This is a genomic window from Cohnella sp. (assembly GCF_041640265.1).
In the GTDB taxonomy this organism is placed as follows: Bacteria; Bacillota; Bacilli; order Paenibacillales; family Paenibacillaceae; genus Cohnella.
The window spans coordinates 73,496-96,915 of record NZ_JBEQAP010000001.1 but is presented as its reverse complement, the minus strand read 5'-3'; the positions used below and the strand labels follow the sequence as shown (position 1 = coordinate 96,915).

General features: G+C 47.3%; 26 protein-coding genes. 21 read left to right on the top strand and 5 right to left on the bottom strand.

All coding sequences use genetic code 11. The annotated features are described in order from the left end of the window. Positions 1-42: 42 nt before the first annotated feature. The 3 genes from xylA to ACESLK_RS00460 all read left to right on the top strand — a co-directional run bounded on the left by xylA (position 43) and on the right by ACESLK_RS00460 (position 3,299). Positions 43-1,359, top strand: coding sequence for a xylose isomerase (xylA, locus tag ACESLK_RS00470; protein WP_372660523.1), 1,317 nt, complete (start codon positions 43-45; stop codon positions 1,357-1,359). Next, positions 1,356-2,852 (top strand): xylulokinase, encoded by a 1,497-nt coding sequence (xylB, locus tag ACESLK_RS00465; protein ID WP_372660520.1) that lies wholly within the window; start codon positions 1,356-1,358, stop codon positions 2,850-2,852. The genes xylA and xylB overlap by 4 nt, the downstream gene beginning before the upstream one ends. Before the next feature lie 72 nt (positions 2,853-2,924). Then, entirely contained in the window at positions 2,925-3,299 is a 375-nt protein-coding gene (locus ACESLK_RS00460; protein ID WP_372660518.1) for a hypothetical protein, read from the top strand. A 50-nt stretch (positions 3,300-3,349) separates the two neighbouring features. On the opposite strand, the gene ACESLK_RS00455 is transcribed toward ACESLK_RS00460, so the two are convergent. After that, positions 3,350-4,606, bottom strand: a complete 1,257-nt coding sequence (locus ACESLK_RS00455; RefSeq protein ID WP_372660515.1) for a BaiN/RdsA family NAD(P)/FAD-dependent oxidoreductase — start codon at positions 4,604-4,606, stop codon at positions 3,350-3,352. Positions 4,607-4,755: 149 nt separating this feature from the next. On the opposite strand from ACESLK_RS00455, the gene ACESLK_RS00450 reads away from it, so the two are divergent. The 9 genes from ACESLK_RS00450 (at position 4,756) to ACESLK_RS00410 (ending at position 11,635) form a co-directional block, all read left to right on the top strand. Next, positions 4,756-6,417 (top strand): ATP-binding protein, encoded by a 1,662-nt coding sequence (locus ACESLK_RS00450; RefSeq protein WP_372660512.1) that lies wholly within the window; start codon positions 4,756-4,758, stop codon positions 6,415-6,417. A 62-nt stretch (positions 6,418-6,479) separates the two neighbouring features. Continuing rightward, positions 6,480-6,605, top strand: coding sequence for a spore protein (locus tag ACESLK_RS00445; protein WP_372660509.1), 126 nt, complete (start codon positions 6,480-6,482; stop codon positions 6,603-6,605). A gap of 25 nt (positions 6,606-6,630) precedes the next feature. After that, positions 6,631-7,047: a DUF3905 domain-containing protein gene (locus ACESLK_RS00440; protein WP_372660506.1), complete on the top strand. Its 417-nt coding sequence runs from the start codon at positions 6,631-6,633 to the stop codon at positions 7,045-7,047. A 191-nt stretch (positions 7,048-7,238) separates the two neighbouring features. Next, a complete protein-coding gene (locus ACESLK_RS00435) occupies positions 7,239-7,673 on the top strand; it encodes a BrxA/BrxB family bacilliredoxin (protein ID WP_372660503.1) in 435 nt (144 codons plus the stop codon). 101 nt (positions 7,674-7,774) lie between these two features. Then, positions 7,775-8,584: an ammonia-dependent NAD(+) synthetase gene (gene nadE, locus ACESLK_RS00430; RefSeq protein ID WP_372660500.1), complete on the top strand. Its 810-nt coding sequence runs from the start codon at positions 7,775-7,777 to the stop codon at positions 8,582-8,584. A 9-nt stretch (positions 8,585-8,593) separates the two neighbouring features. Beyond that, positions 8,594-8,983, top strand: a complete 390-nt coding sequence (acpS, locus tag ACESLK_RS00425) for a holo-ACP synthase (protein ID WP_372660497.1) — start codon at positions 8,594-8,596, stop codon at positions 8,981-8,983. A gap of 28 nt (positions 8,984-9,011) precedes the next feature. Continuing rightward, the gene (locus ACESLK_RS00420) at positions 9,012-9,887 is read left to right on the top strand and encodes an AraC family transcriptional regulator (protein WP_372660494.1); all 876 of its coding nucleotides are present in this window, start codon (positions 9,012-9,014) and stop codon (positions 9,885-9,887) included. Continuing rightward, positions 9,884-10,993 (top strand): A/G-specific adenine glycosylase, encoded by a 1,110-nt coding sequence (gene mutY, locus ACESLK_RS00415; protein WP_372660491.1) that lies wholly within the window; start codon positions 9,884-9,886, stop codon positions 10,991-10,993. The genes ACESLK_RS00420 and mutY overlap by 4 nt, the downstream gene beginning before the upstream one ends. A 216-nt stretch (positions 10,994-11,209) precedes the next feature. Continuing rightward, positions 11,210-11,635 (top strand): hypothetical protein, encoded by a 426-nt coding sequence (locus ACESLK_RS00410; protein ID WP_372660488.1) that lies wholly within the window; start codon positions 11,210-11,212, stop codon positions 11,633-11,635. Positions 11,636-11,687: 52 nt separating this feature from the next. Here the strand turns inward: ACESLK_RS00410 and ACESLK_RS00405 are convergent, their stop codons facing one another. After that, positions 11,688-12,299, bottom strand: a complete 612-nt coding sequence (locus ACESLK_RS00405) for a superoxide dismutase (RefSeq protein WP_372660485.1) — start codon at positions 12,297-12,299, stop codon at positions 11,688-11,690. Between the two features lie 331 nt (positions 12,300-12,630). Between ACESLK_RS00405 and ACESLK_RS00400 the strand changes: the two genes are divergently transcribed. From ACESLK_RS00400 to queG, 4 genes are all read left to right on the top strand, one after another. Continuing rightward, entirely contained in the window at positions 12,631-13,053 is a 423-nt protein-coding gene (locus ACESLK_RS00400) for a GNAT family N-acetyltransferase (RefSeq protein WP_372660483.1), read from the top strand. A 131-nt stretch (positions 13,054-13,184) separates the two neighbouring features. After that, entirely contained in the window at positions 13,185-13,769 is a 585-nt protein-coding gene (locus ACESLK_RS00395; RefSeq protein WP_372660480.1) for a DUF402 domain-containing protein, read from the top strand. Between the two features lie 2 nt (positions 13,770-13,771). Beyond that, the gene (gene lepB / locus ACESLK_RS00390; protein ID WP_372660477.1) at positions 13,772-14,365 is read left to right on the top strand and encodes a signal peptidase I; all 594 of its coding nucleotides are present in this window, start codon (positions 13,772-13,774) and stop codon (positions 14,363-14,365) included. Further along, positions 14,365-15,507, top strand: coding sequence for a tRNA epoxyqueuosine(34) reductase QueG (gene queG, locus ACESLK_RS00385; protein ID WP_372661368.1), 1,143 nt, complete (start codon positions 14,365-14,367; stop codon positions 15,505-15,507). The genes lepB and queG overlap by 1 nt, the downstream gene beginning before the upstream one ends. 55 nt (positions 15,508-15,562) lie before the next feature. Here queG and ACESLK_RS00380 read toward each other — a convergent pair whose 3' ends face one another. Genes ACESLK_RS00380 through ACESLK_RS00370 form a run of 3 tightly spaced genes read right to left on the bottom strand, consistent with a single transcriptional unit; the run spans position 15,563 to position 18,421 of the window. Then, positions 15,563-16,378 carry an ABC transporter ATP-binding protein gene (locus ACESLK_RS00380; protein WP_372660474.1) on the bottom strand — a complete coding sequence of 272 codons (816 nt, stop codon included), beginning with the start codon at positions 16,376-16,378 and terminating at the stop codon, positions 15,563-15,565. A gap of 19 nt (positions 16,379-16,397) precedes the next feature. After that, entirely contained in the window at positions 16,398-17,441 is a 1,044-nt protein-coding gene (locus tag ACESLK_RS00375) for a FecCD family ABC transporter permease (protein ID WP_372660471.1), read from the bottom strand. Then, a complete protein-coding gene (locus ACESLK_RS00370) occupies positions 17,438-18,421 on the bottom strand; it encodes a FecCD family ABC transporter permease (protein ID WP_372660468.1) in 984 nt (327 codons plus the stop codon). Before ACESLK_RS00370 ends, ACESLK_RS00375 begins: the two co-directional genes overlap by 4 nt. 269 nt (positions 18,422-18,690) lie before the next feature. Here ACESLK_RS00370 and ACESLK_RS00365 point away from each other — a divergent pair, with 269 nt between their 5' ends. The 5 genes from ACESLK_RS00365 to ACESLK_RS00345 all read left to right on the top strand — a co-directional run bounded on the left by ACESLK_RS00365 (position 18,691) and on the right by ACESLK_RS00345 (position 23,267). Then, on the top strand, positions 18,691-19,650 hold the full coding sequence (locus ACESLK_RS00365; protein WP_372661365.1) for an ABC transporter substrate-binding protein: 960 nt from the start codon (positions 18,691-18,693) through the stop codon (positions 19,648-19,650). Between the two features lie 155 nt (positions 19,651-19,805). Further along, positions 19,806-20,828: an HD-GYP domain-containing protein gene (locus ACESLK_RS00360; protein WP_372660465.1), complete on the top strand. Its 1,023-nt coding sequence runs from the start codon at positions 19,806-19,808 to the stop codon at positions 20,826-20,828. Between the two features lie 126 nt (positions 20,829-20,954). Then, on the top strand, positions 20,955-21,224 hold the full coding sequence (locus ACESLK_RS00355; protein WP_372660462.1) for a YneF family protein: 270 nt from the start codon (positions 20,955-20,957) through the stop codon (positions 21,222-21,224). Between the two features lie 14 nt (positions 21,225-21,238). Beyond that, positions 21,239-21,832, top strand: a complete 594-nt coding sequence (gene folE / locus ACESLK_RS00350) for a GTP cyclohydrolase I FolE (RefSeq protein ID WP_372660459.1) — start codon at positions 21,239-21,241, stop codon at positions 21,830-21,832. A gap of 358 nt (positions 21,833-22,190) precedes the next feature. Continuing rightward, the gene (locus tag ACESLK_RS00345; RefSeq protein ID WP_372660456.1) at positions 22,191-23,267 is read left to right on the top strand and encodes a Gfo/Idh/MocA family protein; all 1,077 of its coding nucleotides are present in this window, start codon (positions 22,191-22,193) and stop codon (positions 23,265-23,267) included. The last annotated feature ends 153 nt before the right edge of the window (positions 23,268-23,420 follow it).

Here is a 23,420-nt window from a genome sequence, read left to right as displayed (position 1 = left end):
GCAGATAAGAAAATAAGACCGCTTACAAGGAGGAAATACTAAATGAACAAATTTACTAATGTTCCAAAGATTCAATACGAAGGACGCTCTTCAAAAAATCCTTTCGCGTTTAAGCATTACAATCCGCAGGAGATTGTGCTCGGGAAATCGATGGAAGAGCATCTCCGGTTCGCAGTTGCCTATTGGCATACCTTTAATGCAAGCGGTGCAGATCCATTCGGCGCTGGCACGGCAGTTCGCAGCTGGGATTCACTGTCCCCGCTCGATAAAGCCAAAGCACGCGTAGAAGCGAACTTTGAGCTGCTTGAGAAGCTTAATGTTCCTTTCTACGCTTTCCATGATGCGGATATCGCACCGGAAGGCGCTACATTAGCCGAGACGAACAAGAATCTTGATGTGATCGTCTCGATGTTGAAGGATTACCAGAAATCAACAGGCAAAAAGCTGCTTTGGAACACGGTTAACCTATTTACTAATCCGCGTTATGTGCACGGTGCAAGCACGACTAACAATGCGGAAGTATTCGCTTATGCGGCTGCAACCTTGAAAAAGGGCTTGGAGGTCGGCAAAGAGCTCGGCGCTGAGAACTATGTATTCTGGGGCGGTCGCGAAGGTTATGAATCCCTGCTGAATACCGATTTGAAGCTAGAGCTCGACAATCTGGCGCGTTTCCTGCACATGGCTGTTGATTACGCGAAGGAAATCGGTTTCGATGCGCAATTCCTTATTGAGCCTAAACCGAAGGAGCCGTCCAAGCATCAATACGATTTCGATGCGGCTACTGCGATCGCTTTCCTGCAGAGCTATGACTTGAAGAATTACTTCAAGCTCAACATCGAAGCCAACCATGCAACACTTGCAGGGCATACGTTTGAGCATGAGCTTCGCACGGCACGCATTAACGGAATGCTCGGCTCCATTGATGCGAACCAAGGCGATTTGCTGCTGGGCTGGGATACGGATGAATTCCCTACAGACCTCGTTTCGACAACGCTGGCGATGTTCGAGATTCTTAATAATGAAGGCGGCATTGGCCGCGGCGGCGTGAACTTCGATGCGAAGGTTCGCCGTTCCTCCTTCGAGGACGAGGATTTGTTCTTCGCCCATATTGCGGGCATGGACACATATGCTCGCGGTTTAAAAGCAGCAGCCAAGCTAATCGAAGATCGTGTGCTTGATAATATTGTTGATAACCGTTACCGGAGCTTCAAGGAAGGTATCGGCGCAGAGATTGTATCTGGCAAAGCGACATTGAAAAGCTTGGAGGCTTATGTTCTTCAAGCGAAGCCGATCCGTAACGAGTCCGCCCGTCTGGAGCAAATTAAAGCGACTTTGAATGATGTGATCTTCGGCGTATGAAATATGTAATCGGTGTAGATTTGGGTACGAGTGCGGTCAAGACGCTGCTCATAGGACAAGATGGGAGCATTAAAGCTGAAGCTACTCGCGAATATCCGTTGTATCATGACAAATCCGGCTGGAGTGAGCAGGAGCCTGAGGATTGGGTGAAGGGCGCAATGAGCGCACTTCAAGAGCTGGCAGCTCAATCGGGAGTCAGCCCACGGGATATTGAAGGCATGAGCTTCTCCGGGCAGATGCACGGGCTTGTCCTCTTAGATGCTCACAATAAGCCTATTCGCAGAGCGATTTTATGGAATGATACGCGTACAACGGGGCAGTGCCGAGAAATTGAACGAACGTTAGGGGATAAGCTGCTAACAGATACTAGAAACCCAGCACTCGAGGGCTTCACATTACCTAAGATACTCTGGGTAAAGCAGAACGAGCCCGATTTGTTCGCGCGTGCAGATAAGTTCCTGCTCCCTAAAGATTATTTGAGACTGCGACTGACAGGTCAGATTCATATGGATCTATCCGATGCTGCAGGAACGCTGATGCTTGATGTGGCCAACAAATGCTGGAGTGAAGAGGTTCTATATGCATTCGGAATCTCGCCTGCCTTCTGTCCTCCGCTAGTCGAGGCCAGCGCATATGTTGGAGATGTATCGCCGGAAGCGGCTCAAGAGGCAGGACTAAGTGAGGCAACCAAGGTTTTCGCCGGAGGAGCAGACAATGCTTGCGGAGCAATTGGAGCTGGGATTCTATCAACAGGTCTTACCTTGTGCAGCATTGGAACCTCAGGCGTTGTCTTAACCTATGAAGCGGACGCTTCCGCTGATTACGAAGGTAAGGTGCACTTCTTCAACCACGGGAAGGAGAATGCATTCTACGCAATGGGAGTAACTTTGGCCGCCGGTTATTCGCTAAGCTGGTTCCGTAATACATTCGCTAAAGGAGAATCCTTTAATGCTTTATTAGAAGGTGTTAGCGATATCTCCCCAGGCGCTGATGGGTTGCTGTTTACTCCCTACCTGGTAGGAGAACGGACCCCTCACGCGGACGCTAAAATTCGCGGCAGCTTCATCGGAATGGATGGAAGCCACACGCGGGCACATTTCGCTCGGGCCGTCATGGAGGGCATCACCTTCTCATTGAATGAGTCCATCGACATGTTCCGCGCAGCCGGTAAAGCAATCGATACAATCGTGTCTATCGGCGGCGGTGCGAAGAATCCGCTTTGGCTGCAAATGCAAGCTGATATATTCCGTGCGAATGTTGTTGCACTTGAGAACGAGCAGGGACCCGGCCTTGGAGCGGCTATGCTGGCTGCTTACGGCAGCGGGTGGTTCCCAAGCTTGGATGCTTGTGCGGAGACTTTCGTGAAGCATGCAGAAGTGTACACTCCGAATGAGGATGCCAGCGAACGATATGAGAAGCTTTTCCGCATTTATCAGCAGGTTTATTCTCGGACGAAGGAGATTAACCATTCTCTGGACGCTTTTCGAAATTAATATTCTCATACAAATCCGGGAAGCCTATGCGGGAAGTTTGTATCTCACTTTGCGAACGGAGAGGATTATAAGATGATTCGTACCGCCCTAATGTTCCAGTTCCCTGACGATGCACAAGCTCGGATTGCTGGAGAGACGCTGGGTGAATTGGGATATGAGCCGCAGCTTCATGAGGGAGGGCGTCTTCACATTCACGTGGAAGATGAAGATTTGACCTCTGCACTAGAGATCGTTCAGTGTTATTCCGGTCAGTTGATGGAGCACGCACCCGCAGAGGCCGTACTTGTAACGGATTATGCTTACGCTATGGATAGCATCCAGATACCAGCGCATACGGTGAATGAGGATTGGGAGGATCAATATCGGGGATCTGCCACATCAGACTTCGATCCTGAGCCGCCTTTCGCAACCGACGATGGCTCTTACGATCATTTTGAAGCTACATAGTATCACTTGTCAGAGAGGCTGCTCCCTAGCGTTCATTTAGGGGCAGCCTGTTACTGCATTGCCGCATTCAAACCTGCCGTATAACCCGTAGAGAATGCGGCGGTGATGTTATAACCCCCCGTATAGCCATGGATATCCAGGATTTCTCCACAGAAGTACAACCCCTCCATGAGTTTGGACTGCATGGTTTTCGGATCAATCTCCTTTAAGTTAATGCCTCCTCCCGTTACGAAGGCATCCTCAATAGATAATGTTCCGTACACTCTAATCGGAAAATGTTTAATTATTTGGGCCAGCGGCAGCCAATCCTGCTTGCGGATATGGTCATAAGTGAGCTGCTCGGACAGCCCTGTTTGCTTTAGAAGAAGGGGGATCATTCTTTCGGGTAAGATAACCTTTAGAATGTTTTTGATCGCTTTTTTGGGCTCGGCTTCAGTGAGCTTTATTGTCTTGTGGTAAACTTCATCGAGGCTATTCTCAGGCATTAAATCGATGGCGACCTCAATATTGCCTACAGCAAATTTCTTCAAAGCTTTTACAACAAATTGACTGCAGCGTAATGCGATCGGACCGGAGATGCCAAAGTGAGTAAATAACATATCTCCCTGGTGCTCGATTATCTTCTTGCCCTTAGGATTCCATACGGAAAGCGCTACATTTCGAAGTGAAAGCCCTTGAAGCTCTTTCGTTTGAATAAAAGGTTCATTGGACGTCAAAGGAACCTCCGTCGGGAAAAGCTCCGTGATGGAGTGTCCAGCCTCTTCTGCCCACGGATAGCCATCTCCGGTCGAGCCTGTCTGAGGCACGGATTTCCCGCCGGAGGCAACGATAACGGCTTTACATTTCAATCGCTCACCGGATTTTAGACGTACCCCGGCAACTTTATTCTGATCATATATAATTTTATCGACAGGTGATTTCAGCTTAATCTCGACCCCTTGTTTAAGCACCTGATTCACAAGTGTATCCACAACGGTTTTAGCTTTGTCCGTAACGGGAAACATCCTTCCATTATCTTCCTCTTTGAGACGGATGCCCAGATTCTCGAAGAAAATCACAATATCTTTATTGCTAAAGTTGGAGAAGGAGCTGTGAAGAAAACGGCCATTCCCTGGAATGTGCTTAATAAGCTCGTCGATTTCCTTATTATTTGTTACATTGCATCTGCCGCCGCCGGATATTCCCAGCTTACGCCCGAGCTTCTCTCCTTTGTCCAGCAGAAGAACGCGCGCTCCATGCTTGCTTGCTGCAATACTGGCCATTAACCCGGCAGAGCCTCCGCCTATTACGATTACATCGTATCCCATATCATAAACTCCTGATTATCGTTTTCTTATGAGTTTAACATTCACATGTGTATTATTGTAACCTAAGTTGAGATGTGTTTTAATTTAGATGATTAAATAATTGGGAAATAGTGTGTAATGCTGACTGTTGTGCGGGGAGTGTAGTAAGTATGTGGAAAGATACGTTGCTGCAAGTTCTTATCGCGTTCCTGCCAGTGTTTATGTTCATGGTGTGGTACTCAAGGTTTGAACGAGGTCGCCACTCGCACATCTTCCTTTGTATCGTCTGCGGTTTATCCATGATCCTTAGTATACAATTTTCGACGATTACCGAGCGGGGGATATTCTTAGATTTCGGCCATATTCCCATTATCATCGGTTCTCTTTACGGTGGGATTCCGGCTGCATCGATTCTTTTAGTTCTATACGGATCATTAAAAATCGTCCAAATATCACATCAATGGGAATATATGTTATTTACATTGTATTTATTTGTTTTTGTCCCTCTATTATTTTCGCGAATTTCGGTTTTTGGGCAAAGCGTCAGATTAGGAGCTAAACTCAAAATCGTAGCTGTACTTTGTTCCGTATTAACCGCATTTCTAGTTTTTACGAACTTGATATATTCATTTGAGATGTCCTTTGCAGAGTTTCTTCGCGATACATTATGTCTTCTCATTGATGGTGCCCTATTCCTCATCGTAACCCTTTTATCCGTTCATTTAATAGAAATGGCCTACGAGAGAATCGAACTGCAGTATCAGCTTCGAGATGTTTCTAAGAAATACCGTCACGAAATGCGAAGACTACAGCAATTTATCGATAATACCCCGTTGATGGTCATATTCAGCGACAATAAAGGCCGTATTACCCATATTAATGAAATGGCGCTAAAGTTCCTGCAGCCCCTTGGCCGCCAGAATGTATTAAATATGGATTTCTCATTGCTCATGCAGAAGATGGATTTGCAGTTCGAGACCAATCCCATACAGCGAGTCATTCAAGGAGAAGAGAGACTGACAGAGATACTGAAGATACATGGCCGAACCTACTATACAATTATTTGCCCCATCAAAGATATCTCTGCTGAGGTTACGGAAGGAGTATTATTCATCGGTCATGACATCTCAGAGCTTCAAAGCTTGAAAGACGAAGTCGGTAAGATGGAACGACTCAGTCTCGTTGGACAAATGGCCGCAAGCATTACTCATGAAATAAGAAATCCTATGGCTGTCATTCGTGGCTTCGTGCAGCTGCTTAACGAACGGAGCCCCCAAGACCAGCAGTCCTACTTCCGAATCGTGCTGGACGAATTAGATCGTACTAATGCAATTATTAACGATTTTCTATCGTTGGCACAAAATCGAATCGTTCCCAAAGAGCCTAGTGATCTTCATGAGATTATCAATAAATTAATACCTTTAATGTGGGCGGATGCGAACATGAGAGGGCAAAGCATTGATTTAAGGCTGTGCAATCATATGGATTTATTGGAAATGAACAGAAAAGAAATTAAGCAGCTTATACTTAATCTGGCTCGAAACGGAATGGAAGCAATGAATGACAAGGGCGTTCTTCGCATTGAGACCATTAATTTCGAGGATACCGTGCAGCTTCGGGTAATTGATAACGGTATCGGGATCCCCCAAGATAAGCTAGTGAATTTATTCGAGCCTTTCTACACGACCAAGATGAATGGTACGGGGCTCGGCTTGCCTTTGTGTCTTAGTATCGTAGAGAGACATAACGGGAAAATTCAAGTGGAATCCACTGTAGGGACCGGAACAACGTTTATTGTCTCTTTCTGTAAGCCGGGTCGTAATTGTTGGTAGGCATAAGAACCTTTGATTAGGTTAAACTACCGAAGATTCAACCAGATAAGGAGGCTGCTTCCATGCCAAGCCTGCAAGGACCGTCGAAATCCGGACGGAAAGACCAAGGTCGAACCAAGAAAGATCGATCACCGTTAACCCCGGGATTTGATAAAAAACTGGACGGCCCTAACCGTCCGTCTACTTGAATTACAGCCATGCGGTGCATATGTTATGTATGAGCAGCTGAATAAGCCTTATGCAAGCATGATGCCTGCTTCGGGGCATGACGATTCGGAGTTAGATCCTTTCGAAATTGATTTTCGATCGGAATTCCGCGACAACCGGGGTCCGCGGGAGCCGTTCGTTAATGCCCATGGGGTCATTATCGGCGATCACGATTACGTCTCAGAAAATTCGCCATTGGAAAAGTGGAGTAAAGATACGGATCCGTCCATCATGGCGGGGGAGCAATGGGTTCATCCGTACAAGGATATCGGATTTCGAACACCTGAAAATCGGGATCTGTTTGAACGCGGAATTGCGCCGACATCGGCTCTATTTATGCACCCCACTCATGCGGTATCCGCTTCGGATGAACCGGGCGAAGATCAATATTTCCCAGTACCGGAAGTGCTGGACGAACCTTAGGGCCTGGGCGATGGGGCCGGTTGCGCTGCGATTTATGCAGTTAATACCGGTTGTAATCGCTCGGGTACTATTTATATTCTACTGGCAGATGAATGACTTGCTTTGACGGAGCTTATTGCGGAGCGTTATAATGGAGTAATAGCGGAATAATCAACCGCCAATTTCTAGATCCGGAAAGCGAGGGCCTCCCTATGTCGATGTCTTTCGAAAGATATATGACGGATATGGTTCAACCGATGCGTGATGACTTGACTCGGTTGGGCATTCAAGAATTAAGAACACCTGAAGATGTAGAAGCAAAGCTGCCAACAGCATCAGGTACTGCATTAGTCGTAATTAATTCCGTATGCGGCTGTGCAGCCGGTCAATGTCGTCCAGGTGTCGCAGAAGCGTTGCATCATGATGTATTGCCGGATCACACGTTTACAGTGTTCGCCGGACAGGACAAGGAAGCAACAGCTAAGGCGCGTGAATATTTCTTGCCTTATCCGCCCTCTTCACCATCTATCGCTTTAATGAAAGATGGAGAGCTTGTCCACTTTATTGAGAGACATCAAATCGAGAACCGCAGTGCAGGCGATATCGCCGCTGATCTGACGGATGCATTTGATCGTTTTTGCCGTTAAATTCAAATCATCCCGGAAGCTTTCGCCTTTCTGGCGGGGCCAACGGGATATTTTTGTTGAGCATAAATTAGGACAGTCGATTGATTAGGAGGGATATGCAAATGGCTTTACAAAAAGAAATCATTGCAAAGCTAGGAGTAGCACCGACGATTAACGTGGATCAGGAGATTGAACGTAGAGTTAATTTTATGAAAGAATATGTTAAACAAGCAGGTGCTACCGGCCTCTTAATTGCGATTAGCGGCGGTGTGGACAGTGCAGTAGCCGTAGGACTGTGCAAGCGTGCGACGGACGAGCTAACTCAAGAAACGGGCAAAGATTACATGACGCTGGGCGTATTCCAGCCCTATGGCGAGCAGGAGGATATTCATCATAGCTATGCAGTGGCTGAAGCATTCCAGCTTAAGCATAAGGTAGAGACGAATATTGCCGAAGCCGTTGACGAGATTGCGCTAGAGACAGAGTACGCTTTCAAAGCAATAGACATTAATCGTCATATTAGCCGCGGGGGTAAAGGAAACGTTAAAGCTCGCACTCGTATGGTTGTCCAATATGCATTGGCGTTTGATCTTAATTTGCTTGTAGTGGGTACTGATCATGCTTCCGAAGCTTTAACGGGGTTTTTCACCAAATGGGGTGACGGCGCTGTGGATATTACTCCGCTGAGCAGCCTGAACAAACGTCAAATTCGGCAGCTTGCGAAACATTTGGGAGTTCCTGCTGAAATTGTAGATAAGGCTCCGACAGCTGGATTGTGGCAAGGGCAAACCGATGAGAGCGAGCTCGGAGTAACTTATGATGACAATAGTGACTACCTTGAAGGTAAAGAAATCGATCCCAAAGCCAAGGAATTACTAGAAAAGTATTATCTGCGTACAGAGCATAAACGACTTCCCATCCCTGGAATTTAACGGAGCAGAATGATTGTTGGAATTGGATTAGATGTCGTCGAGCTGGAGCGGATGGCTAAGTTGCTCGCGGGACCGGGCAAGGATAAATTCGCCTCCAGGGTGCTAACAAAGCAAGAATACATAGGCTGGATGAGCTTGCAGCCGCGCCGGGCATTAGAGTATATAAGCGGCCGGTTCGCGGCCAAAGAAGCCGTTGTGAAGGCGCTGGGCTGCGGGATAGGCGCTATCGTGGGGTTTAAGGACATTGAAGTGCTGCCAGATGAGCGGGGGAAACCCATTTGTACTTTATCGATTGCTTCGCTCAATAGGCTGGGTTGGGAAGGTCAAATCATCAAGCTTCATCTTGCTATCACACATGAACGCTCTCTAGCAGCCGCAACTGCTTTGATTGAGAAATAAGCATGGAAAAAGATCGTGGGGCGTAGTGATGACAACGAATTATTTAACCATCATGATGAAGCATTTCGAGCACATGAACATTGATGTCGCGGCTGCCGCAGAAACTGTGCTCAACACGTCCACCGTCAAGGAGCGTGGGGAAGTATATGACTGTAATCGTTTCCTGTTCATTAAGGATGGTACAGGAATATTGTACATGCAAGACAAAGAGATTCCTTTGGTGAAGGGAATGCTCTGTGTTCTATTGTCTGGAGTGTCTCATCGAATTGCTGTGGAACAGGATGAGGAAATAACGTTGTTATGGTGCCATTTCCGCAGCAGCTACGAGGATCGTGACTTATATAAGACGCTTAAGATGCCCTCAAATATTCTCCTGGTAGACGAGCAAGGGACAGTAGCTCTTTTCGAACGTTTATTTGAGCAGTTAGCACAGGACAATCTAACCTCTAGACTTCGTATTAAAGCAACGATGCTTGAGTTAATTAGCAATTATCTAGACAGTTTGCCTACCGGTGCCCAAGAGGGGGCTCCAACAGAAGATCTGCAGAAAATCGATATGGTATTGCATTATATCGATGAACATCTAGCTGATAATATAACGGTCGAAAACCTGGCGAAGCAAGTTTATTTGCATCCTAATTATTTTATAGTGTTTTTTAAAGGAATTCTGGGGTATTCACCGATTCAATATGTAAATCAACGCCGAATGGAAACCGCTAAGGGTTTGCTGTTAAAGCCGGAATGCAATATATCAACGGTAGCAAGCAGAGTGGGAATGCAGATCTATTATTTCTCTCGAATGTTCAAAGCGCACACGGGCTTGACGCCCAGCCGCTATCGCAAACAGGCGACAACCTTCGCTTCAGCCAGCCAGACATCCGGAGGAGAGGGCAAAAAGAATTGAATCAGATTGAGAACAAGCTTTACTTTAGCACGGAATTGCTGAGGTGGTATCAGAAAGAGCGGCGGGATTTGCCTTGGAGAAGAAGCAGGGATCCCTATCACATCTGGGTATCCGAGATTATGCTGCAGCAGACTCGGGTGGATACAGTAATTCCGTATTTCAATCGCTTTGTTGACCGATTTCCTACCTTAGAGCACCTAGCTATAGCGCCGGAGGAAGAAGTACTCAAGCATTGGGAGGGCTTAGGCTATTATTCCAGGGCGCGTAATCTGCAATCTGCTGTGCGGGAAGTCGTTGAACAATATGGTGGACAAGTTCCTAACCAGAAGAAAAAAGTATCGAGTCTAAAAGGGATCGGGCCTTACACCGCAGGGGCTATTCTGAGCATCGCGTATAATCAGCCGGAGCCGGCTGTCGATGGGAATGTCATGCGTGTTCTCTCACGTTATTTCTGCTTGGAGGATGATATTGCTCGTCCTTCCACTCGAGCGGGGATGGAGATACTCGCTCAAGGCCTTATCCCCGAAGGTGAGGCTGCTGATTTCAATCAAGCTTTAATGGAGCTTGGTGCGATGGTCTGCACGCCCAAATCCCCCTCTTGCCCTAGCTGCCCCGTTATGAAGCTGTGCTTGGGACGAATAGAGGGGCGAGAGAAAGAGCTCCCAGTGAAAACCAAAGCCAAACCGCCCAAGCTAGTATTGCGGGTGGCCGCGCTGGTTGAGGGAACAGGTGTGAATGCGGGAAAAGTGCTTGTCAGACAACGGCCTGAAACGGGATTATTAGCGCGTATGTGGGAGCTCCCTCATGTTGAGGTCCAAGACAAGGCTTCTTGGGAGTTAACGTCATCTGGGGGTAAATCGATAGAGAGCGCATTGGCTGAAGAGGGAATACGGATTCATGCAAATGAGCATATCGGAGATGCCCAGCATGTCTTTACGCATTTAGTGTGGAACATTAAGGTGCTTGCTGCAGTCGCCGAGGGTGAGGGATACGTGGAGGAGCGAACCTCGTATAAGTGGGTCGGACCTGTTGAATTCGAAAACTATGTTTGGCCCAATGTTTTTCGCAAATTGCTAACAGAGTATTTTGTCCGTGAAATGATTTAATGTGAACAATAGCCATGACAGTCCGATTCTATACGGACAAGGTCGTGGTTTTTTTGTTGTCTGGAGTCATTTTTAGCACATAGTTTCCTAACAATCTCCCCCTATTCAAGGCAGCAGTTAGGGAAAATCATAACTTGCAAATATCAATCAAGCACAAGTTTTAACACTTAAGGCTTAATCTTAGGATATGGAATTGCTTAGGTGAGGAGATTGAATATGAAATTAGTTCAGTTCTACAGGGAGCTTTTCCTTGAGGCCGTACAAGAGTTTGAACCAGTATGGAAGGAAGAGGAAAATATATTGTTCGGCTATCGCTGGCATAAAAACACTTATCCATTATTGGAGCAATTTCAGATAAAGGAGGCTGAACCTGATCATCCTGTGCTGATGTACTCATTAGTGCTGCCGGAATCCTATCTTCAGACCACAATTTATGAGGAAGTTAGACAGTATTCCTCGCCTTTTGATGTATCTATCATGATTATGAACCGGAGGCTTTGGCTTAATGCCGCCATCCAGACAAATAAACTTCAAAGCTCCGTTATGGGTTTCATGAATCATGCTAGAAGTGAGCTGACGAATATTCTAGAATGCACAATAAAGTTCAGTATACACGGTAAATTCGTTATGCATAAAAAGTAAAAAAACCGCTATTTCCCAAAAAGGAAAAGCGGTTTTCTTCTCGTAAAAGTGATTATTTAGCAGCTGCGTAACGTGCGCCTACTGCGTTCCAGTCAACGACGTTCCAGAAAGCAGCAATATAATCAGGACGTTTGTTCTGATATTTCAAGTAGTAAGCATGCTCCCATACATCTAGACCGAGTAGTGGTATGTCGCCTTCCATAATCGGGCTGTCTTGGTTTGGCAGGCTGTATACTTTCAGCTTACCGGCTTTGTCTGCCGCAAGCCAAGCCCAACCGGAACCGAAACGAGTTGCACCAGCGGCAGCGAACGTTTCTTTGAATTTATCGAATCCGCCAAGCTCGCTCTCAATAGCGGCTGCAAGGGCGCCTGTTGGCTGACCGCCAGCATTAGGGCTGATCGTTTGCCAGAACAGGGAGTGGTTCGCATGGCCGCCGCCGTTGTTGCGGACAGCAGTACGAATGCTTTCTGGAACGCTAGCGAGGTCAGCGATCAAATCTTCAATGCTCTTGCTTGCAAGCTCGGGAGCAGACTCCAGTGCTTTGTTCAAGTTAGTTACATAAGCGTTGTGATGACGACCGTGATGGATTTCCATCGTTGCAGTATCGATGTTTGGCTCTAATGCGTCGTGCGCGTAGGGAAGTGCGGGCAATTCATGTGCCATGGGAAATTACCTCCTAGTAATGGGTTATTGTATTTATGTAGCTTTTTTGCTCACGGTTATTATTATCCTCTATTTGCTAAAGTAAATCAACATGGATGTATGAAAAGTCATAAGTCGTGAATTTTGGTCGAAAATCGGGATTTTGATTTGTTTTATGGCATTAATCCACAGCAAGCTTCCTCATTAAAGCGTTTACATCTCTTTATCTATCATTATTGTGAAAATAATTTATGTTTTTTTTATAAAAAAGCTAGAATTTTCGCCAAATTGTCGTAGAATTAAGAGAGTGTTAACTGGATGTAAAACTTTTTACCCGGGGGAATTGTACAGCATGAAGATTCGTTCTTTCCAATTGTCAGACTACAGGTACGTTGCTGAGCTTCTGAAGGAAGTATTGTCGGAAGAATGCTGTGAAGAGACAATGGGTGCGTTTGCCCGTCAATTGTCTTGGGACAGTGAGTTAGTGCTTGTCGCGGAATCGGCAGGTAACATCACTGGAGTTTTGATTGGCACGATCGATCAACAAAAGGGTTACGTATATCGTATTGCGGTCCAGGAGGAATTTAGACGTCAGGGTGTAGGACGAGCTCTCGTCACATCGATGAAGAACCGTTTCCGTCACCGGAAAGTACTTAAGGTTCTTATTGCGGGGGACAAGCATAACGAATTATTAAGACCGTTCTACGAATCACTTGGATGCCAGCCAGTCGACTTTGTTCGGCCATCGCAGCCGCTCTCGATTGTTGCAGGCTAATTCGATAGCAGCCGGTTTATTGGAAGCATATCTCTAGCGCCATTGCTTTTGGCGAGGAGATATGCTTTTCTTATAATAACGCGGTGTCGTAAATACGTTTGCCATGTACATCTTGAACAGCAGCGGGGGGCGTGGCCACCATAAGCAAAACACGTTTTGTATATAAGAAATTGACGATAAAGAGCTTCAAGCATGATGGTTCCCTGCATCGTGTATGGCTGGAGAACTGGGAGGTTCCGAATGAGCGGCTTCACCCGCACCATAGTGCTCAATCGGTATGGGTTCTTCTTAATGATCATACAACGATTATAGAAGCAGACGGTAAACAATGGATTAGCCGAGTGCCTGCCGTTTCTTTTTTCATGCCTAAACTATGGTTTAATGTAGTTGCTCTCATTGAAGACAAGGGTATCCGTTATTATTGTAATTTGGCATCGCCTCCTTATCGTTATGGAGACGTATTAACTTATATTGATTACGATTTAGACGTTGTTGTTCTGCCGGATGGCTCGGTCCACGAGCTGGACCGGGATGAGTACCATCGCCACAAGTCGGAGTATCGCTACAGCGAAATGGTTGAAGCCGAGGTTGAGACAGGGCTGCGGATGCTCCAGAACACGATTGCTTGCAGAGGTTTTCCGTTCGGCAGTGCAGAGGTCTATAACTATTATGAGCAGTGGAAACAACAGATGAACGTTGAAGGAGAGAGACAATAGCGATGAGAGATCAAGCGGAGCCTGTAGCTTCCGGTGGCAGGAAGCGTTCGGTGCAAAGAGCTGGTTTGAGTGGATGGCGCAAGGAACTGTGGGATTGGTCTAAAGCGCTTATAGTTGCTTTCATCATCGTGCTGCTTCTGAGAGCTTTTGTCTTTCAGCTTTCCACAGTCAAAAGCTTTTCAATGGAGCCAACCCTTCATGAGAACGAATGGTTGTTCATCAATAAAATTATCTTGGATATTGGCACGCTGGATCGTGGGGATGTTGTCATCCTTAAGGACCCACGCGAGGGTCCAGATCGCAAAGAGTTTCTTGTTAAGAGAATTATTGGCCTGCCTGGTGATACACTGGAGATACGGAGCGGGCAGCTGTATATTAATGGAGAATTGAAGGTCGAGCCCTATACGGATGCGAAAATAGAAGACGGGGACTATGGTCCGTTAAAGGTTGACACCGGACATTATTTCGTTATGGGAGATAATCGACGCTTGGACGCAAGTACGGATAGCCGCAGCTTTAAGCAGGTGCCCGAGGACATGATTAAAGGGCGAGCGGATCTCATCATCTGGCCGATCAGCCGTTGGGCTAAGCTGTGATGAAAAAAGAAGCTGCTTTCTGGCTCAGCTTCAAGGAGGAGATGCTCGCAGCAGCATCGGGTCTAGGCATTGATAAGCTGGGGGTAACGTCGGCAGAGCCTTTTCTTGAGCTGAAGGAGAGGCTTGTTCGTCATCGTGAAGCCGGGTTTGAGTCGGGATTTGAAGAGCCGGATCTGGAGCTGAGAACGAAGCCTGCCTTGCTGATGCCGGAGGTAAGGTCTATCCTCTCGATTGCTGTCGCTTATCCTTCGAAGTTGAAGGGTGCTCCTGTCTCAGAGCCAGGTAAACGGAGAGGGATTCTGTCTCGCTCTGCATGGGGGGAGGACTATCACCAAGCCCTTAGAAGGCGAATGGAAAAGCTGACGGAATGGATTCTGCTTAGAGTGCCTGATGCGAAGGTACTATCGATGGTCGACACGGGAGCGCTCTCGGATCGAGCAGTTGCAGAGCGTGCAGGAATCGGCTGGAGCGGGAAGAACTGTTCGATCCTGACGCCTGAGTGGGGCTCTTGGATTTATTTGGGAGAGATGATAACGAACTTGCCGATACAGCCGGACAAGCCTTTGATGGATAGCTGTGGAGATTGCACGATATGCATTGATGCATGTCCGACGGGGGCGTTGGTAGGTCCAGGACAACTGAATGCGCAGAAGTGTATATCGTTTGTCACTCAAACCAAAGGGCTAGTGGAAGACGAGATGATGGTGAAAATCGGTAATCGCCTATACGGCTGCGATACCTGCCAAATCGTCTGCCCGATCAATCGGAAAATCGATTCTCGACATCATGTTGAGCTTCTTCCTGATCCGGAAGTCGCAAAGCCATTGCTTCGGCCATTGTTGTTCATGGGAAATCGGGAGTTTCGCGAGAAATTCGGAGAAGGGTCTGCCGCGTGGAGAGGTCGAAAGCCGATTCAACGCAACGCTCTCATCGCACTAGGCAACTTCCGAGATAAGGAGTCCGTTCCAGACGTTGCAAAGGTTATGCGCGAGGATTCACGTCCTGTTCTGCGAGCTACGGCGGCTTGGGCACTCGGGAGAATTGGTTCCTCTGAAGCCATTGAAGCTTTGCGGACGGCATTAAGCTCCGAGAGCGATACAGACGTAACAAGAGCAATAGAAAGGGCTTTAACCAACCCTTAGGAGAATTCGGGGTATTTCCGGGGAAATACGACAGCAATTAACGAGCGGCGTGCTCTTAGAGCGACGCCGCTTTTTTTGGTGTAAACATTCTGCCTTTTCCATGAGGGATGCACATGGGCGATCCATACAGCGGATCACACATGATATTGCATTCCAACTGAAATACAGCTTTGATCAAGGCTGCATCAATAATCTCATCCGGCTTGCCTTCTGCGTAAACAGATCCATCACGGATCGCAACAATGTGATCGGCATAACGACAAGCAAGATTAATGTCGTGAAGGACCATGACAATTGTACGTTTCTCGCGGATATTGAGCTCATACAATAAATCTAGAACCTCGATCTGATGGGCCATATCAAGATAGGTCGTGGGTTCGTCCAATAGAATAATACCTGTATGCTGTGCAAGCGTCATGGCAATCCATGCCCGTTGCCGCTGGCCACCGGAGAGTGAATCGACGGGGCGTTCGGCATATTCAGTCATGCCTGTCGCCTGCAACGCGGATTTCACGCTCAGCTCATCCTCTTGAGACCATTGCTGAAGCCAGCTTTGGTAAGGATAACGCCCTTGCTTAACAAGCTGGAGCACGGTCAGGCCTTCGGGTGCAGTCGGACCTTGAGGCAATATAGCGAGCTTCTTTGCAACCTCCTTAGTGGAGAGCTTGGCAATATCCTCGCCTCCTAGCTCAACGAAACCGCCCTGCGGCTTCAACAAGCGAGCCATGGAACGCAGCAATGTTGACTTCCCGCAGCCGTTGCTGCCGATCAGAACGGTTGTTTTACCGATGGGCACCGATAAATTCAATTTTTCAAAAATAAACTGATCGCCATAAGTTAACGATAAACCCTTTGCTTCTAATCCTACCATTTTGAATGCAACCCTTCCCTTAGGTATTTCTTTGACGATATAGCAAAAACAAGAAGAATGGTGCGCCTATGGCAGCCGTAAACACACCGGCTGCTATGTCTTGGGGATAATGGATGGTACGGGCTACAATATCCGCTATGAGCAAGATAAGTGCTCCAAGCAGAGCGCTTACGGGCAGAAGGCTCCCAAAGGCAGGTCCAACGAGTTTGCGGGCAATATGAGGCGCCATCAGCCCGATGAAGGCAATTGCCCCGCCGATAGCTACCGCAGCACCTGCGAGAGCTACGCTTAGCATCAGTAGTATTAGCCGCTGGCGCTGAACATTCGCCCCGGCGCTGCTAGCAACCTCATCGCCAAGCCCTTGAACATTCACATGCCTTGCTTGCAGCCAGGTGAGCGGCAGAAGAATGGCGACCCATGGCAGCAGCGTTAACACATCCTTTTCCCATGAAGAGCCATAAATGCTGCCGGTCATGAATGTGACAGACTTGGAGGCAAGCATAAACGGGCTGGAAATGATGAGCATATACGAGATGGATTTGAAGGCAGCCGACAACCCGGTTCCTATAAGCACAAGTCGAATGGGAGAGATGCCATTTCGCCAAGCTAACAAATAAAGTAATCCAGTAACGACAAAAGCACTGGAGATCGCTGCAATAGGCATCCATCGAATCGACAAAGTATCAGCAAATAGATACAAAAACAATACTGCTCCCAAAGTGGCCCCATCCGTAATACCCGTGACATCCGGAGAAGCGAGAGGATTACGGACAAGCCCTTGAAGAATGGCTCCCGCTACGGCAAGGGAGGCACCCACAAGAATAGCGATCACGATTCGCGGCAGCCGAAGCTTCATAACGATCACTTCCTGCATGGCATCGCCTTGACCAAAGATAGATCGGAGGACGTTCCAAGGGGAAATCCATAGACTGCCGATTCCTGTACTTAATATCATCACAACTCCGCTTAGAAGAGCCAGAATTAAAGTCACGCGGACCGCCCGTTGGTCGATAAGAAAGGAGAGCTTAGGTTGTTTCGTTCGCCAGGAAGTATACTTGCTCATCCGATATGCCTCCCTTTCCGGGCAATATAGACAAAGAACGGTACTCCTAGGATCGCTGTAGTTACACCGACTGGAATCTCAATAGGCATAGCAATGTAACGCGAGCCTAAATCGGCCGTTACTAACAATAAACCGCCAATGACCGCGCTGTAAGGAATGATAAAGCGATAGTCAGTTCCGACAATATATCGAACAATGTGCGGCACGATGATCCCTACGAATGCGATTGGGCCGGCAACGGCGACACTGGACCCTGCAAGGAGGATAATCGCGAGAGAAGCGAGACCTTTAATTCGTACCGTCGATTGCCCGAGGCTCTTAGCTACGTCATCTCCCATGGATAATACATTCATATCCCGAGATAACAGCAGCGCGATGATCAAACCTGCCGTCATATAAGGAAGAACATTAAAAAGCATATCCGTTTCTCGTCCAGCAACCGAACCAACCATCCATACAAGCACTTGGTCGAACATTTTGCCGTCAGAGAGCATAAAGCCTTGAGTGAGCGAAAAGAAAAAGGACGCAATCGTTGCGCCGGCCAGCGTAATTTTTACCGGTGTCATTCCATCTTTGCCCAAGCTGCCCAGTACAAATACAATGGTTCCGCTGAAGGCTGCACCTATAAGAGCCGTCCAGGTAAGCGACTGTAAACCGCTGATTCCGAGTAAGCCGGAAGCTAATACAACAAAGAAGGCAGCACCGGAATTAATGCCGAATGTACTTGGCGAGGCGATCGGATTACGTGTGATGACCTGCATGAGAACGCCGGCAACAGCAAGGCTTGCTCCCACGGCTGCAGCGATTAAAGCTCGGGGTACGCGGGTTGTGCGTATAATTAACTGGTCTTGAGATGCAGTGTAATGAGTAAAAGATTCCAAGACCTTGGCGAGAGGGATATCAGTTATGCCAAATGAGATACTGCATATGATAGAAACCGCCAGAAGTAACAGAAAAAGAGCTAAACCGGATATTCTCATGATTGCCTGCTTTCTATAAGATGAAAAGAGGGTTCTGAAGTGATAAGCCTCCATTGTGAATTTTAGAGGAAGGATTTTGAGATGTCAATGAATATGAGAATCATTCTCAAAAAAATATTGACAAAACCTCTCTCTATCTTTTATAGTCTATAACTGTCACTGATAATTATTATCAATAGCAAAAATATTCAGCACTTCAGGAGGAGACAAAAACATTGAAAACAAACAAAAGAAAACATACCGCATGGTGGGGGAGCGTCGCGCTTATTATGGCGGTGCTTGTTACTGGGTGCGGAAACAATACGGATAATGGAAACAAGAGCAACGCACCTGCAGCATCCGCTAGCGAGCCGGCTGCATCCAGCAGCGCTTCCGTTTCAACAGAGCGGGTCATCAAACACGCATTAGGTGAAACCCCTATTAACGGAACGCCTGAGCGGGTAGTCGTATTGACCAATGAAGGTACGGAAGCTTTAATAGCGCTTGGCGTGAAGCCGGTGGGTGCGGTAAAGTCTTGGTCGGGAGATCCGTGGTACGAGCACATTAAAGATAAGATGGATGGCGTAACGGTAGTGGGTGACGAAAGTCAGCCGAACCTGGAGTTGATCGCCGGGCTGCAGCCCGACTTGATCATCGGCAACAAATTGCGTCATGAGAAAATCTACGAGCAACTGAAGGCGATCGCTCCAACGATCGAATCCGAGACTTTGCGCGGATCCTGGAAAAACAATTTCCAGCTTTATGCTGAAACGCTTGGCAAAGCAGACGATGGTGATAAGCTTATCGCGGAGTTCGACACGCGGATCGAGGATTTTAAGGTAAAAGCGGGCGACAAGCTGAAAGAAACGGTATCGGTTGTTCGTTTCATGGCAGGCAAGACACGCGTATATCATACGGATACTTTCTCGGGTATTATTTTCGACCAGATTGGAATCACCCGTAATCCGATGACCTTAAACTCCAAGGTCACGTTTGCAGATGAGATTACCAAAGAGCGTCTCCCGGAAACCGAGGCCGACCGCCTGTTCTACTTCACCTATGAGACCGGTGATAGCAAAGCAACGGATACCGAAAAGGAATGGACAAACGATCCGCTATGGCAAAGTTTAAATGCCGTTAAGAACGGCAAAGTATACAGAGTTGACGATGCAGTATGGAATACTGCCGGCGGAATCCTGGCAGCTAATGTTATGCTTGACCAATTATCTGCCATCTACGAAATAAAATAAGCGGCAGGATTGCTCCTTCGACTCCTCGATATTGAGAGTCGAAGGAGTTTTTTTGCTTATAACTCCAATTATTCGTAAACTTCTGTACCTTTATTGCCGAAAGATAAATTAGACATCTATGAAAAAACGCAGCGTAAAGGCAGGAGAGATCAAGAATGAAATTAGTTGATATTGAGACTGTTGAAACCGGACAAATACTAGGTAAAACCATATTCTCCTCGAACGGTACGGTGCTGCTCTCCAGAGGGGTGCAATTGACCGTATTTATGATAAGCACTTTGAAGCGGATCGGGGTCACAACCGTCTATATCGATGATCCGTTATATCGCGATATCACTGTGGATGAATTGCTGTCGGAGGAAACGAAGCGGGCTGTCATTCATCAGATGTCGGAGACCTTCGAGGCGCTGCGCTCGGGTAAACCCTTTAGTTCGAAAGCAATAAGCCAAACCGTGGATGGCATGCTTGACGAGATTTTGCAAAACCAAAATATTCTCATTCAACTATCGGATATCCGCTCGGCCGATAACGCCATGTTCATACATGCCATGAATGTTTGCATGATATCGTCAATGCTAGGTCTTAACATGGGTTTGAACATGATTCAACTGAAGGAATTAGCGGTGGGAGCTTTGTTGCATGATATTGGGAAGCTTAACGCCCCGGAGATACAGGAAGGACGCATGCACCATGCATGGAGAGGCTTCGACTTACTGAAAAATAAGCGGGAATATAGTCTGCTCGTCTGTCACGTTGCCTTCCAGCATCATGAAGCCATAGATGGATCCGGGCTGCCTCGCGGACTTGTTGGTGAAGACATCCATATCTACGCTAAGATTACCGCTGTTGCGAATATGTATGACAATCTTCTTTACAATTCAAAGGAAAATAAACCGTTGTTGCCGCATGAAGCAAGTGAACGACTAAATTCATTTTCCGGGACTTTACTCGATCATACTGTGCTTGTCCAATTCATGAGAATCGTGTCCATCTATCCGAATGGCATATCTGTAAAGCTCTCCAATCGCCAAACCGGCGTTGTTGTGGGACAGCATCGCGGCTTACCGGGAAGACCTATTGTGCGTATTATCGATAAAGAGGGTGACGAGACTGTCGGCTTCAAAGAAATCGATCTGGCTCAGCATCCAACGGTATTCATTGAGGCTGTACTGAATTAACATATTAAGGAACTACTTTTGGTTTGCGCCTTATCGTTCGACCATGCTATCATAGTACGAACACCCTGCTCTGACGGAAAGTGGCGTTAGCAGGGTTTTATTATGAAATTTCGGAGGCGTTCGAAGATGTGGACCTATTTAATTCCAATACTGGCGCTAGTCGTCGGTTTAGTCGTTGGCTTCATCGTTGGAGTCTATTACTTGCGTAACCAAATGACGAAAATGCAGAACAATCCAGAGATGCTGCAGAAGATGGCCAAGCAGATGGGCTATAACATGAATAGCCAGCAGCTGCAGAAAGCGCAGCAAATGATGAAAAATCAAAATGCTGGCGGAAATCCTAAAGCTCCGGGTGTGAAGCAGGACAATAGAAATAATCCTAAGTTCCGTAGATAATAGGGGGAATTCCTATGGCGGGAGCCAAAGATTACGTAAATATGCAAGTGGATCGAAACCGCGAGCAAGTCGAATTTCATATTCGTGAAATTTTAAAGCTGATTGGCGAGGATGTAGAGCGTGAGGGTTTGCTGGAGACTCCCGCCCGCGTTGCGCGTATGTATGAAGAGATTTTTGCCGGATACTCGGTAGACCCGAGAGACGTAATTGGCGTTACGTTCGACGAGCGGCATGAGGAGCTTGTCATCGTGAAGGATATTGTCTACTATAGTCAATGTGAGCACCATATGGCACCTTTCTTTGGAAAAGCGCATATCGGATATATCCCAAGCGGTAAAATTGCTGGTTTAAGCAAGCTAGCTCGCCTTGTCGAGGCGGTATCCCGCCGTCTTCAAGTACAAGAGCGAATCACTAGTCAAATTGCGGATATCTTGGACGAGGTGCTTGTTCCGCACGGCGTAATGGTCGTTGTAGAAGGAGAGCATCTTTGCATGTGCGCACGCGGGGTGAAGAAGCCCGGCAGCATGACGGTAACATCTGCTGTCAGAGGACAATTCCGACAAAACCCAGCGCTCCGTACAGAGTTTCTAGAACTTCTTAAGAGGTAGCAAGAAATATTATAATACCGGGCAACCTATCCTATAGTGGAGGGTTGCTTTTTTTGTGGTGCTGTCGAAGCCGCTCCATCTTCATTCCTTTTTGTCGATATCCCCCTTGCTCAGGAGGCTACAGGTCACAAGTCTTTTTGTCGATATCCCTTTCGCTCAGGGGCAGATTGAAGGTGGGAGGTGGTGTCCTGAGTGGAGGGGATATCGACAAAAGAGGGGTAGAGGAGACAGGGTTTTTGTTCGAGTAACAAATAAGAGGAGAAACTAGACTATATCGCTCATCACATTTTGGTGGGGAAATAGACTATGATAACGTTATAAGATCGAAATCATGTTCTATCGGGAGGATTATTGTGAAATGGGAGCTCAAAAAATAATTCGTATCGGATTGATCGGTGCAGGCAATATCGGAAATGTTCATCTGCAAGAGTTCGGCAAGCTGAAGGAGCTATGTGAATTTGTAGCTGTAACCGACTCTTATTTGCCGCTGGCTGAGCAAAGAGCCAAGCAATTCGGAATTCCAGTTGTCTCGGCAACACCTGAGGAATTGATTCGACGTGAGGATGTTGATGCTGTAATCGTAGCAGTGCCGAATCAAGCTCACGCATCATTAACCATTTTAGCTTTAGAGCATGGCAAACACGTACTGGTTGAGAAACCAATGGGCTTGGACTCAGCAGCAGCGAAGGAGATCGTGAGAGCTCAGAAGCGTACCGGCAAAACCGTAATGGTCGCACATCAAATGCGCTGGGAACCTCTTACGCTTCAAGTAAAGGATCAGATCGACCGCGGAGAGCTAGGTAAGATCTATACGGCCAAAACCGGTTGGTATCGCCGCAAAGGGATCCCAGGCTGGGGTACATGGTTCACGCAGCATGAGCAATCCGGCGGCGGGCCGCTGATCGATATCGGCGTTCATATGCTGGATATGGCCTTTTTCCTTATGGGTGAGCCAAAGCCAGTATCCGTCTATGGTTCCACATATGCCGAGTTCGGTCCTCGTAAAAAAGGAATCGGCAGCTGGGGCAAACCGGATTGGAACGGAACTTATAATGTTGAAGATCTGGCTACGGCTATCATCAAGATGGAAGATGGCACATCACTAACGCTTGAAGTAAGCTGGGCAGTACATATGGATACGGACAGTTCTCCGTTCCTGCACATTATGGGGTCTGACGGCGGTGCTGTACTTCGCGGTAATCAGGGCAAATTTCTCACCGAGCGATTCGATCAAACCGTTGATGTGCCGCTAATAGCTCCAGAGGAGGATGAAGGCGCACGCGTACGCTTAAGCAAGCATTTCCTTGAATGCGTCCGTGAAGGCAAGACGCCGTGGACATCGGCTGAAACCGGTTTGCGGAGCAACCTCATCATAGATGCTATCTATGAATCCTCCCGAAATGGCGGAGAAGTAAAGCTCGATTGGAGCCTGTAAGAATTGCAAGCTAATAATAAAAAACATAGAGAAACCTCCGCTATAAGCGGGGGTTTATTTGTTTTATTTTCGACATCTTCCGAGGGTGAGGCTCTCAAAAAGGGGACTATGGGTTGTGGACGGTCAACTGGATTCCTTGTTAAAATCAATTCG

Bases quoted from the DNA above. Each gene is read 5' to 3' on its own strand.
- ACESLK_RS00380 (WP_372660474.1), bottom strand. From the start codon at position 16,378: ATGGTAGGATTAGAAGCAAAGGGTTTATCGTTAACTTATGGCGATCAG.
- queG (WP_372661368.1), top strand. From the start codon at position 14,365: ATGAAAAAAGAAGCTGCTTTCTGGCTCAGCTTCAAGGAGGAGATGCTC.
- ACESLK_RS00450 (WP_372660512.1), top strand. From the start codon at position 4,756: ATGTGGAAAGATACGTTGCTGCAAGTTCTTATCGCGTTCCTGCCAGTG.
- ACESLK_RS00445 (WP_372660509.1), top strand. From the start codon at position 6,480: ATGCCAAGCCTGCAAGGACCGTCGAAATCCGGACGGAAAGACCAAGGT.
- ACESLK_RS00360 (WP_372660465.1), top strand. From the start codon at position 19,806: ATGAAATTAGTTGATATTGAGACTGTTGAAACCGGACAAATACTAGGT.
- lepB (WP_372660477.1), top strand. From the start codon at position 13,772: ATGAGAGATCAAGCGGAGCCTGTAGCTTCCGGTGGCAGGAAGCGTTCG.
- ACESLK_RS00400 (WP_372660483.1), top strand. From the start codon at position 12,631: ATGAAGATTCGTTCTTTCCAATTGTCAGACTACAGGTACGTTGCTGAG.
- ACESLK_RS00375 (WP_372660471.1), bottom strand. From the start codon at position 17,441: ATGAGCAAGTATACTTCCTGGCGAACGAAACAACCTAAGCTCTCCTTT.
- ACESLK_RS00435 (WP_372660503.1), top strand. From the start codon at position 7,239: ATGTCGATGTCTTTCGAAAGATATATGACGGATATGGTTCAACCGATG.
- folE (WP_372660459.1), top strand. From the start codon at position 21,239: ATGGCGGGAGCCAAAGATTACGTAAATATGCAAGTGGATCGAAACCGC.
- ACESLK_RS00365 (WP_372661365.1), top strand. From the start codon at position 18,691: ATGGCGGTGCTTGTTACTGGGTGCGGAAACAATACGGATAATGGAAAC.
- xylA (WP_372660523.1), top strand. From the start codon at position 43: ATGAACAAATTTACTAATGTTCCAAAGATTCAATACGAAGGACGCTCT.
- ACESLK_RS00420 (WP_372660494.1), top strand. From the start codon at position 9,012: ATGACAACGAATTATTTAACCATCATGATGAAGCATTTCGAGCACATG.
- ACESLK_RS00440 (WP_372660506.1), top strand. From the start codon at position 6,631: ATGTATGAGCAGCTGAATAAGCCTTATGCAAGCATGATGCCTGCTTCG.
- nadE (WP_372660500.1), top strand. From the start codon at position 7,775: ATGGCTTTACAAAAAGAAATCATTGCAAAGCTAGGAGTAGCACCGACG.
- ACESLK_RS00370 (WP_372660468.1), bottom strand. From the start codon at position 18,421: ATGAGAATATCCGGTTTAGCTCTTTTTCTGTTACTTCTGGCGGTTTCT.
- ACESLK_RS00460 (WP_372660518.1), top strand. From the start codon at position 2,925: ATGATTCGTACCGCCCTAATGTTCCAGTTCCCTGACGATGCACAAGCT.
- ACESLK_RS00345 (WP_372660456.1), top strand. From the start codon at position 22,191: ATGGGAGCTCAAAAAATAATTCGTATCGGATTGATCGGTGCAGGCAAT.
- acpS (WP_372660497.1), top strand. From the start codon at position 8,594: ATGATTGTTGGAATTGGATTAGATGTCGTCGAGCTGGAGCGGATGGCT.
- xylB (WP_372660520.1), top strand. From the start codon at position 1,356: ATGAAATATGTAATCGGTGTAGATTTGGGTACGAGTGCGGTCAAGACG.
- ACESLK_RS00355 (WP_372660462.1), top strand. From the start codon at position 20,955: ATGTGGACCTATTTAATTCCAATACTGGCGCTAGTCGTCGGTTTAGTC.
- ACESLK_RS00455 (WP_372660515.1), bottom strand. From the start codon at position 4,606: ATGGGATACGATGTAATCGTAATAGGCGGAGGCTCTGCCGGGTTAATG.
- ACESLK_RS00405 (WP_372660485.1), bottom strand. From the start codon at position 12,299: ATGGCACATGAATTGCCCGCACTTCCCTACGCGCACGACGCATTAGAG.
- ACESLK_RS00410 (WP_372660488.1), top strand. From the start codon at position 11,210: ATGAAATTAGTTCAGTTCTACAGGGAGCTTTTCCTTGAGGCCGTACAA.